Annotated in this window: 7 protein-coding genes; 2 read left to right on the forward strand and 5 right to left on the reverse strand. The window is 55.9% G+C overall.

Features of this window, described 5'->3' with window-relative positions; translation table 11 throughout:
- Nucleotides 1–59: 59 nt before the first annotated feature.
- Both phnD and phnC read right to left on the reverse strand, forming a co-directional pair.
- A complete protein-coding gene (phnD, locus tag ACR0EV_RS17280) occupies nt 60–962 on the reverse strand; it encodes a phosphonate ABC transporter substrate-binding protein (RefSeq protein WP_171094452.1) in 903 nt (300 codons plus the stop codon).
- Nucleotides 963–1,027: 65 nt separating this feature from the next.
- Nucleotides 1,028–1,849 (reverse strand): phosphonate ABC transporter ATP-binding protein, encoded by an 822-nt coding sequence (gene phnC / locus ACR0EV_RS17285; protein WP_480801221.1) that lies wholly within the window; start codon nt 1,847–1,849, stop codon nt 1,028–1,030.
- A gap of 163 nt (nt 1,850–2,012) precedes the next feature.
- On the opposite strand from phnC, the gene rpe reads away from it, so the two are divergent.
- On the forward strand, nt 2,013–2,702 hold the full coding sequence (gene rpe / locus ACR0EV_RS17290; RefSeq protein WP_480801222.1) for a ribulose-phosphate 3-epimerase: 690 nt from the start codon (nt 2,013–2,015) through the stop codon (nt 2,700–2,702).
- 87 nt (nt 2,703–2,789) lie between these two features.
- On the opposite strand, the gene ACR0EV_RS17295 is transcribed toward rpe, so the two are convergent.
- Nucleotides 2,790–3,731, reverse strand: coding sequence for a transferrin-binding protein-like solute binding protein (locus tag ACR0EV_RS17295; protein WP_480801223.1), 942 nt, complete (start codon nt 3,729–3,731; stop codon nt 2,790–2,792).
- Nucleotides 3,732–3,954: 223 nt separating this feature from the next.
- Between ACR0EV_RS17295 and ACR0EV_RS17300 the strand changes: the two genes are divergently transcribed.
- Nucleotides 3,955–5,226, forward strand: a complete 1,272-nt coding sequence (locus tag ACR0EV_RS17300; RefSeq protein WP_480801224.1) for a tetratricopeptide repeat protein — start codon at nt 3,955–3,957, stop codon at nt 5,224–5,226.
- Between the two features lie 72 nt (nt 5,227–5,298).
- Here ACR0EV_RS17300 and ACR0EV_RS17305 read toward each other — a convergent pair whose 3' ends face one another.
- Entirely contained in the window at nt 5,299–7,125 is a 1,827-nt protein-coding gene (locus ACR0EV_RS17305) for an amidohydrolase (protein WP_480801225.1), read from the reverse strand.
- Nucleotides 7,126–7,294: 169 nt separating this feature from the next.
- Nucleotides 7,295–7,404 (reverse strand): EF-Tu C-terminal domain-related protein (locus tag ACR0EV_RS17310; protein WP_480801233.1); only part of this gene is annotated, 110 nt, incomplete at its 5' end.

A 7,404-nucleotide genomic window follows, 5' to 3' on the forward strand; every position in this document is an offset into this window, starting at 1 on the left:
CCTGGGTGGAAAAACGGGGCCCGGATTTTCACCGGACCCCGATCATTGGATATGCAGGCTTAGTTGGACTTCAGCTTGCGTGCTTCGATGATGACTTCGTAAGCGTCGTGCGTGATCGGCTCGAATGCTTTCGCTTCACCTGCAGCAACGCCGTAGAAGCAATCACGGTCTTTCTCGTGCAGGCCAGCCATCAGGGCTGTCATCTTTTCTTTGACGTCCGCAGGCAGCGCTGTACGCAGAACGACCGGGCCTTCCGGGATCGGCTTGGATTTCCAGATTTCAACCATGTCGTTCATGTCGACCAAGCCAGCATCAACTGCACGGCGCAGCGCGCCCGAGTTGTACCCGTCTTCCCAGTTGCCAAGACCATCGGCCCAGGTAACACCACCATCAACGTCACCATTGTTGACTGCGACGATGGTCTGCTCGTGACCGCCGGTGAACTTCACTTCACCAAAGTAGTCGCCCGAGTCCATGGTGGCACCGGTGGCCTGCGGGATTTCGATGGACGGGATCAGGTAGCCCGAGGTCGAGTTCGGATCGCCAAAACCAAAGGTCTTGCCTTTCATGTCTTCCAACGAGGTGATGCCGCTGTCCTTGCGGGCAAATCCAACCGAGTAATACCCGTAACCGCCGTCGACGTTCACCTTGACCAGAACCGGTTCTACCGCTTCGGGATCGCTCAGGTAGGTTTTGGCGTAACCAGATGCACCCAACCATGCCATGTCGATGGTACCGCCCAGCAGACCCTGGATCACACCGTTGTAATCGGCAGGCGCAAACAGTTTGGTCTCAACGCCCAGCGTTTCTTCGGTGTATTCGCGCAGGCATTCGTTGTTGTTCAGGCGATCCTGAGCGTTTTCGCCGCCCAGAATACCGATACGGAACTCGCTGATGTCCTGTGCCATGGCCGGTGCGGCCAACGCAGTTGTCGCCGCAAAGGCAGCAATCAGTTTTTTCATCTGTCTCTCTCCAGTTTGATTGCCCCGGCCTTTCATCGGGCCGGGCGATGAAAGGGGGTGGTGGCTCAGATGGTTGCTTCCGCTTCCATCAGGGCCTTCTGGGTGGCGTCCAGAGTTTCGATCTCGGTCGATGTCGCCTCTTCCGAGAAGCTGGCATCAGCACCATAGATTTCTCGGGCAACACCGGTCGTCAGTTGTTCGGGCAGCCCGTCAAAGACGATGCGCCCGTCGCGCATTCCGACCACGCGGTCGCAGTAGCGGCGCGCTGTATCCAGAGTGTGCAGGTTGGCGATGACGGTGCGGCCATCCTCTTCGTGAATACGGCGCAGCGCCTGCATCACCACCTGAGCGTTCATGGGGTCCAGCGACGCGATGGGCTCGTCCGCCAGAATGATCTTGGGGTCCTGCATCAGGGAGCGCGCGATTGCAACACGCTGCTGTTGGCCGCCCGACAGGGCCTCTGCGCGCTTCGGTGCGTGCTCGGCAATACCCAAACGATCCAAGATGTCGATAGCGCGATGGATGTCTTCTATCGGAAACAGGTTGAACATGGTCGCCAGGGTCGAATGACGGTTCAGCGTGCCATGCAAAACGTTCGACACAACATCCATGCGCGGCACCAGATTGAACTGCTGAAAGATCATGGCGCAGTCAGCTTGCCAGGCACGCTTTTCACGGCCCTTCAGTTGGGTCACGTCACGACCTTCGAACAGGATCTGACCGTCGCTGGAATCCGTCAGACGATTGATCATCCGCAGCAGGGTCGACTTGCCTGCACCAGACCGTCCGATGATCCCGATCATGCAAGGCTTGTCTACATCCAGCGTCGCAGCATCCACAGCAACGTTGTCGCCAAAGCGTTTGGTCAGTTTCTTGATATGCAGCACGTGCCACCCCCAGATGATGTTGGCGGTCAGCTACAGATGCCATTCAACGGATATGTGTCAGCGTGGTGAAAGTTTTGTAACGGACCAGCCGTTGCGGGGGCTATCCATCCCCCTGCCCCGCAGGTATACGCTTCGGCGACTCTTTTTCTGATACGAGGCCATCATGAGCTTTGACCGCACCATCAAGATCGCTCCGTCGATCCTGTCTGCCGATTTCGCCAACTTCGGAGCAGAGATTCAGGCCATTGAGGCACAAGGCGCGGATTGGGTCCACGTGGATGTCATGGATGGTCATTTCGTTCCGAACCTGACCTTTGGCCCACCCGCCGTCAAAGCCTTCCGCCCACATGTGAAAACCGTGATGGATGTGCACCTGATGATCACCCCGGTTGATCCCTACATACAGGCGTATGCCGACGCCGGAGCGGACATTCTGACCGCACATATCGAGGCGGGTCCGCATACACATCGCACCCTGCAAGCGATCCGCGCTGCGGGCATGAAAGCAGGCGTCGCCCTGAACCCCGGAACGCCGGCAGAAGCGGTCGAGCACTTGCTGGATCTGACCGATCTTGTTTGTGTGATGACGGTGAACCCCGGATTCGGAGGTCAGAAATTCATCGACATGACGGGCAAGGTGCGCAAGCTGCGTGAAATGATCGGTGACCGTCCAGTACACATCGAAATCGACGGCGGAGTGGATCCCAAAACAGCCCCGTTGGTCGCCGCCGCAGGTGCCGACGTGCTGGTGGCCGGTTCGGCCGTTTTCAAAGGTGGATCGGTGGACCAACCTGACGTGTACGGTGAGAACATCCGTGCTGTACGTGCAGCTGCAGAATCAGCTCTGTCGTAGGTTCTAGACCGACGTTACCGGCCCGTGGCCCAGCTCTTTACCGGAAGTGAGCGGAGCCCTTCACAAAAAAGGGCTCCTCTACGTAAATCAGTCTGCGCCAAACGACCCGATATGCGAAACGCCGTCAGCTCCGGACGCTTGGAACGTCCCGCCGACTTCTTCGGCGTTCGGGCCATAAAACACCCCATAGGCTTCGCCACTTGTTCCCGGCCCGGAAATCGTCGCGGTAAAGCCAGAGTTCGAGACACTTCCTGAACCGGTAAAGTCTAGCTCGGGTGCGGGCCGATCCGGAACGCCAACCACCAGACTGTTCGCACTTGTATTCGAGCTAGCAATAGTAGCGCTTGAAAAGTCAGTGGTTACACTGATTTCGGAGCTCGTTTGATACTGGAGGCCATCGTTTAGGCGGGCAACGCCTGTACTGATTCCCTGATAAGACGCGGAACGACCCGATGGCATGTCAGCGGTTGGCGTCACCGAACCGTAGGAACCCGCTGCGGCGCTTCCCGAAGATTGTTCGCGCCCTTCGATCCACGTTCCGAAGGTTTGATATTCAAAGCGTGTGCGCGACGGATCAATCAGCAACGCGCCATCATCGCGGTCAGGAGAGTTAAACACGGCTGTAACTGCACCTTGCTGAACACTGTCGCCCGTGCGGCTGTCCAGGATTACATTTGACCCAGTTGCTGAGCCGGTAAAAGCTATGATGTTGCCGCTGTTTGTTGCCACGGTCACCGTTGAATTCGAAGGCACCGTCTGGTTTTGAACTGCCACCTCACGCGTGGACTGATTGGTCGTAAAGGTCTGAACAACGGCACGGCCGTTTAACGTTGCCGTCCCGTTCTGCGGTAGAACCAATTTCTGAGCTGGCTCCGTTGAGATCGGCCCTTGAACGCCCGATCCACCAGAGGGCGAACCACCACCGTCATCACCATCCAGATCGAAATCAAATCCGGCAACGCCACCGCAGGCACTCAAAAATACAATGGGAAAAAATGCTGCAATCCTGCAACTAATCTTCGTTTTCATAACTGCTCCGTAGTCAATACTTTGGCGAAACAGTACTCATTCACCCATACGGTGCAAGCCAAGTTGTTAATTCAATCTAAAGGACTTTTTCAGTGTTGCCTCAAATGCGACAGGTGCGATCTTTAAGGCGATGCCAACAGCTTGTCACGAAACGGCCACGCTGTGGTTCAGCCTTGCTTCTTTCACGTCCTGTTTCGAACTACAACCCTTACGAGTGCCCGCTTTGAGAACTTTCCGCGCACTTTACATCCTTGTGGTGTCTGCCTGCGCTCTTGTTCTGGCGGGCGCTGTCGCCCCGCATCAGGCTAGTGCCGAGACAGACCATCCGGTGGCGCAAAGCGCGGCTCAGTTTGAAATCGAAGCCATCTTTCTGAGCGGCCTGGCCGATTTGCAAAATGGCCGCCCCGAAGACGCGATCGAAAAGTTCTCGGCCATTCTGGCGGCGAATCCGAATTTGACCAGGGTACGACTGGAACTGGCCCGCGCCTATTTCATGGCCCGCCAATGGACCCGCGCACGCAATGAGTTTTTCACTGTCCTGTCCGGCGATCTGCCCGACCCTGTTCGCACCCGTGTTTTGGCTTTCATCCGAGTGATTGACGCACGCCGGGGATTTGACTGGGATTTGAGCCTCAGGTTCACGACCGTTGGCAATCCCAGAAAATATGAAACAGACCAGATCACGCTGAATTTCGCCGGTCTCAACCTACCCTTTACATTAAATCGAGACACATCGACCGAGATCGGGGTCCGAGCCACAGGCGCGGCAAACTTTCGGAGACCGGTTGATCTTGGATTTTCCGACCTGCAAACGGTCGCCTATGCATCTTTCAATTTCGACGTGACCGAGGCCCGGACCTCGCGCTACGACGATTATATCTTCGTGGGACGCTTCGGCCTGCGCACCTTGTCACAAAACACGACAAGCTCTTTCGGGCCAGCGATTGGAACGCGACTGATCGGAGGGCAAACCTACGAGAACCGTATATCGTTGGAGGCCGCCTTTGAGCGGCGCAATCTGTTGGGTAACTCCATGTTTGGGGCTTTTACCGGCTCAAAACTCCACAGCCCACGCTCCAGCCTGCTTGATGGTCACTCCTTCGAAGGCGAGCTTGGCGTGCGACGCTCTATCCGTGGTCGCGGTGTGGTCGGAATAAGCGCGTTTTATCAGGATAAGTCTGTTGACGACACGCTTGAGAATTACACACGCAAAAGACTGACCGTGTTTGGTCAGTACGACACCCGTGGCGGTTTTACGTTCCGGCCTTCGGTCTATCTGGAAGACAAGTCTTTCAAAACGCCCAGCCCGCTGCTGACGGGAAACCCAAACGAAACCTCTTGGGGGTCGCGTTTACGCATCGAAAAGAACGACCTGTTCATTGGAAACGGGTTTTCCCCATTTGGTTTGGTTGAGTACAGCCGAACGGATTCCGATATCCCGGCCTACAGTTTTACTGAGACCAATTTTGAACTCGGGCTGGAACGACGCTTCTGACAAAGCAGCATCGTTCTGTTCGTTTGTAACCGGTGCCCAGAACCTCAGCTTACGTCGGGCTGTTCACTCAAGCTAATTTCGTACAAGCCACGGGTCTTCAACTTTCATGCCCTGATAAACCGCATGCAGAAAAAGATGGGCAATCACGGGGTCGTTTGAAAACGGCGAAAACTGTAAATTACCCTCTCGGACACCTTCCTCAGCTTCATAGACGACCTCGTCACCCTTTACAGTTACAAGCACTTCAAGCTCTGCCAGCGTTTCGGGGTCGACCGCTGTGGGGTCATCCGAAAGGATCACAAAATCCGCTACTTTTCCAACTTCAATGGAGCCCTTTTCATCTTCTTCGAAATGCTGCCAAGCGGGCCAAATTGTCATGGCTTTCAGGGCAGTCATGACGTCGACTCTCTGATGCGGTCCCAAAATGTCACCCGACCGTGTGCGGCGGGTGACGGTCGCGGCAAGTACACGCATGCTGTCAGGAAAGGCGACCGGGGCGTCGTGATGTGTGCCGAACATCATGTCACGTTCTAGCAGCCATCCCGTGGGTGAGATGTTGTCGGCATTGACCGGCCCCACAGTATGATCCCGGTGCCAATCGCCCCAATAGAATGTGTGCATCGGGAACAGCGAAGGAAACACGCCAAGCCGTTTGAAACTGGCAACCTGATCCTCTCTTAGAAATTGGCCGTGGATCAAAACAGGGCGATTGCCCGGGTCGCCGTATTTGATCTGCGCCTCTTCAAGGGCCGCAATCAACATGTCAGATGCCCCTTCACCGTTGGAATGCACGAGGATCTGGAAGCCGTTCTCGTAACACCAGTTCACCGCATCCTGAAGCTGCTCCATCGTTATGGCGGCATAACCGGCATACCCGGCGGCGTAGTTTCCAACCGGGTTGTAATAGGGTCGATCCCGCAACGCCGTGAAACCTTGCGGCGAGCCGTCGATTGTCAGCTTGCAGCCGCCAACCCGGACGCGGTCACCATAATCCGCCGAGGTGTTTTCTCCGATATAGTCCCTCGACTCCAACACATCTGGAAAAGCAACCACGTCTATGGGCAGACCATCTTCGGCAGCAACTTTCTTGAGGACCTCGACAATCTCTCCCGAAGATCGGCCTTCTTGTCCGGTCGTATATCCAAACTTTGCCCAAAGTTCAGTTCCGGCTCTGGCAAAGGCCGCCAAGCCCTCCTCGCCCAGATTTCCAAGTATGGGAACGAGCACCGAAAAGAACGCATATTCTTCCAGAACACCATTGGGTTCTCCGGCTTCGTCGCGCTGAATGACCCCGCCGGGAGGTGCCTCTGAATCGGCGGTGATACCTGCCAACTCCAGAGCTTTAGAGTTTGCGACACCCAGATGCCCGGATTGATGAATGATGATAACAGGTAAATCCTCGGACACCATGTCCAGTTCTTGTCGTGTTGGGTGACGCAGTTCTTTCAGTTGCGCATTGTCATAACCAAAGCCGATGATCATTTTCACCTGTTCAACGGCTGCCGAATTCTCAGCCGCCCAGTTGGACAGTGTTGATTGCAGGGTCGCGATATCAACAACGTCCCCATCCGGCGGTGCGAGGAGATTGGCGGACAAGGCCTGCAACCCACCCATGACAACATGTCCATGGCTGTCCACAAAGCCCGGCAGCATCGCGCGTCCGTTCAGATTGAAGGTTTCCGTTCCATCACCTTGATGCGCGGACAGATCAGATAGCGATCCGACGGCCAGAATGCGCCCATCTTTGACTGCAACGGCTTCGGCAGAGGGACCTTCGTCATTCATCGTGACAATTGGACCACCGAGATAGATGCGATCCGCGATTTCTTGGGACGACGCCGAAGAAGACGAAAACGCGATTGCTGCGACAAGACAGAGTGACCGAGCCGATACGTGCATCTTATGACCTCTTTCGAATTGCAATGTCTTAATGTGAAAGAGGGTAGCATCTTGGCGGGCGTTTCCGAAAACGAAAAAGGCCGCCCCCCTGTGGGACGGCCTTCTTTAGTTCGACGGTGTGGGCTCTCATTGCTCTTTCAGAGCAACTGCCGCCCACCGCTTTCCAAAATTATTCAATAATTTTGGAAACGACGCCGGCGCCGACGGTGCGGCCACCTTCGCGGATCGCGAAGCGCAGGCCCTGCTCCATCGCGATCGGTGCGATCAGCTCAACGCCGA

This window comes from Ruegeria sp. CF8 (genome assembly GCF_056537285.1).